3 protein-coding genes are annotated in these 3,336 nt (G+C 45.5%); all 3 read left to right on the top strand.

Going from position 1 to position 3,336, the window contains the following annotated elements:
- Nucleotides 1-79: 79 nt before the first annotated feature.
- From ubiD to fre, 3 genes are read left to right on the top strand one after another with little or no spacing between them, the layout of a single operon-like run.
- Nucleotides 80-1,933: a 4-hydroxy-3-polyprenylbenzoate decarboxylase gene (gene ubiD, locus H735_RS28780; protein WP_020197803.1), complete on the top strand. Its 1,854-nt coding sequence runs from the start codon at nt 80-82 to the stop codon at nt 1,931-1,933.
- A complete protein-coding gene (locus H735_RS28775; RefSeq protein ID WP_009696789.1) occupies nt 1,930-2,199 on the top strand; it encodes a 2Fe-2S iron-sulfur cluster-binding protein in 270 nt (89 codons plus the stop codon). The genes ubiD and H735_RS28775 overlap by 4 nt, the downstream gene beginning before the upstream one ends.
- A 14-nt stretch (nt 2,200-2,213) precedes the next feature.
- On the top strand, nt 2,214-2,927 hold the full coding sequence (gene fre / locus H735_RS28770) for an NAD(P)H-flavin reductase (protein ID WP_005451180.1): 714 nt from the start codon (nt 2,214-2,216) through the stop codon (nt 2,925-2,927).
- Nucleotides 2,928-3,336 lie beyond the last annotated feature (409 nt).

The following is a 3,336-nucleotide window of genomic DNA, read 5'->3' as shown; positions in this document are numbered from 1 at the left end:
TTTAACTGATCGGCATTAGATCTTAGCGTCCTCCTATTTGTTATACTGCAGACAGTTTAATCAGCCAGCATGAAGGCCTATGAGTTTTAAGGATTTACGCGAATTTATCGACCACCTAGAACAGAAAGGTCGACTTAAACGCATCACTCACCCCGTCGATCCCGCTTACGAAATGACAGAAATCAGTGACCGCACCTTGCGTGCTGGTGGTCCTGCATTGTTGTTTGAGAACCCAATCGGCTACGACGTACCTGTTTTGACGAACCTATTTGGTACGCCAGAACGTGTTGCGATTGGTATGGGACGTGAAGACGTTAAAGAATTAAGAGAAGTCGGTAAGCTGCTGGCTTATTTGAAAGAACCTGAGCCACCAAAAGGCTTCAAAGACGCTTTAGAAAAACTGCCTGTGTTCAAACAAGTATTGAACATGCCAGCTAAGCGTTTACGTAAAGCACCATGCCAAGACATTGTTTGGCAAGGTGATGAAGTCGACTTGGATAAGATTCCGGTAATGAGCTGCTGGGCAGAAGATGTTGCGCCGCTGCTTACTTGGGGCTTAACCGTAACCAAAGGTCCGAATAAGAAACGTCAGAACTTAGGCATTTATCGTCAGCAGAAAATTGCCAAGAACAAAATCATCATGCGTTGGTTAGCTCACCGTGGCGGTGCGCTTGACCTGCGCGATTGGATGGAAACCAATCCAGGTAAACCTTTCCCAGTTTCGGTTGCGTTTGGTGCAGACCCTGCAACCATTCTTGGCGCAGTAACACCGGTGCCAGATACGCTATCGGAATATGCATTTGCAGGTTTGTTGCGTGGAAGCAAAACGGAAGTCGTGAAGTCAGTCAGTAATGATTTGGAAGTGCCAGCGAGCGCGGAAATCGTGATGGAAGGCTATATCGACCCGAACGAGTTTGCTGATGAAGGTCCTTACGGTGACCACACTGGCTACTATAACGAAAAAGAAAAGCACCACGTATTTACCATTACGCACATTACTATGCGTAAAGACCCTATTTATCACAGCACCTACACAGGTCGTCCGCCTGATGAACCAGCTGTATTGGGTGTGGCATTAAACGAAGTGTTTGTGCCGATTTTGCAAAAGCAATTCCCAGAGATTGAAGACTTCTATCTACCGCCAGAAGGTTGTTCGTACCGAATGGCAGTCGTCACCATGAAGAAGCAGTATCCGGGGCATGCCAAGCGCGTAATGATGGGCGTGTGGTCTTTCTTACGTCAATTCATGTATACCAAGTTTGTTATTGTGTGCGATGAATCGGTAAACGCACGAGATTGGAATGATGTCGTGAAAGCCATGTCAGAGCATATGGATCCTGTGCGTGATACCTTGATGATAGATAACACGCCAATCGACTCTCTAGATTTTGCTTCGCCAGTGGTTGGGCTTGGATCCAAGATGGGGCTAGATGCAACCATTAAGTGGGATGCCGAACTAGCGACACGAACCGAGGTCGCTGAACGAGACAGCAAAGCGATTACCGAAGCAGAGCTGAATGCGTTGAAACAGCAGCGTCCTGAAATTGTCGATGTTTATCTACCGGCCACAGCAAACAACCAATTTGTTGTCGTGACAATGAAGAAAGACCAAGCCGGTCAATCTCAAGCATTGATGGAATACTTGTGGGACTTCTTTGCTCAGTACACGGATAACAAATTCATTATTTTGTGCGACGATGACGTCAATGCACAAGATTGGAATGACATCATTTGGGCTGTGACAACTCGAATGGATCCAGACAGAGATACCACTCAAGTTCGTGGTAAGGCGGGTAGTTCATCTAAACTTGGGCTCGATGCGACCAATAAGTTTGAATCTGAAGCCACGCGCGAGTGGGGCACGCCTATCAAAAAAGATCCTAAACTTGTGGCTAAAGTCGATGAGATTTGGGACCAGTTAGGTATTCTATGAGTCATCAAGTCCACCTTCTACCAATGGACGTTACGTTCCAAGTAAAAGAAGGGGAGACGGTGTTGGAAGCTGCGCTCAACAACAATATTCGCTTCCCGCACCGTTGCCAAGTTGGCGCTTGCGCCATGTGCATGTGTAAAAAGCTAACGGGCGAGGTGAGCTATCACCTCGAACCTATGCTAACCGAAAAAGAGCAGCAGCAAGGTTGGATATTCCCTTGCCAAGCCTATACAGAAAGTAATTTAGTGCTTACTTTTGACGAGTAAGCGAGAGGAACACCATGACCATCCAATGTAAAGTAAAGTCTATTCAGCCGTTAGCTTGTAATACTTACCAAATCCTTCTTCACCCAGAATCACCAGTACCTTTTAAAGCAGGTCAGTACCTAATGGTCGTGATGGGTGAAAAAGACAAACGTCCTTTCTCTATTGCGAGCAGTCCTTGTCGTCATGAAGGTGAGCTTGAACTGCACATCGGTGCGGCGGAACACAATGCTTATGCACTAGAAGTTGTTGAAGCAATGCAAGCTGCCCTAGAAACAGATGGTCATATCGAGATTGATGCACCACATGGTGATGCTTGGGTTCAAGAAGAAAGCGAACGCCCGCTATTATTGATTGCTGGTGGTACTGGCTTTAGTTACGTGCGCTCGATTCTGGATCACTGTGTTGCACAGAACAAAACCAACCCTATCTATTTATACTGGGGTGCACGAGACAACTGCCAGCTTTATGCTAAAGAAGAACTGGTCGAGATCGCCGATAAGTTTGCTAACGTTCACTTTGTTCCAGTAGTAGAAGAAGCACCTGCAGACTGGCAAGGTAAAGTTGGTAACGTGCTACAAGCAGTAGCTGAAGATTTCGAAAGCTTAGAAAATTACGATATCTATATTGCAGGCCGCTTTGAAATGGCAGGTGCAGCACGTGAACAGTTCACTCAGAACAAGAAAGCGAAGAGCGAACGTATGTTCGCAGACGCGTACGCATTCATTTAAATACGGCTTTTAAGGCAGAAAAAGAGGGTTTTTTACCCTCTTTTTTGCTTTTTTGATGAAATAGTCATCGAACAGTCAGTTTTTTCCATTTTTTTTCAAAAAAGGGTTGCGAACGGATCTGAGTTCCCTATAATGCGCATCCACCGACACGGCAGACGCGATAAGGCTTCAGCAAGGTCGGAGAGGTGAAAAGCTTCTGAGAAAATAAATTGAAAAAAGTGTTTGACACTCTCAATTATCTCGTTAGAATGCACCTCCGCTTTGAGAGAAAAACTTCTCGACAAGCAAGCTCTTTAACAATATAGACCTATCAATCTGTGTGGGCACTCGTTGATGATAATCCAACTAGGTATTTCTTTCTTAACGGAAAGCGGTATCAAATTAGGTTTCAATGAAACGAAGTGACCAT

The sequence above is a fragment of the Vibrio owensii CAIM 1854 = LMG 25443 genome, from assembly GCF_000817815.1.
Lineage (GTDB): Bacteria > Pseudomonadota > Gammaproteobacteria > Enterobacterales > Vibrionaceae > Vibrio > Vibrio owensii.
Note: the sequence above shows the minus strand (reverse complement) of the source record. Positions and strands in the feature narration are given on the sequence as shown.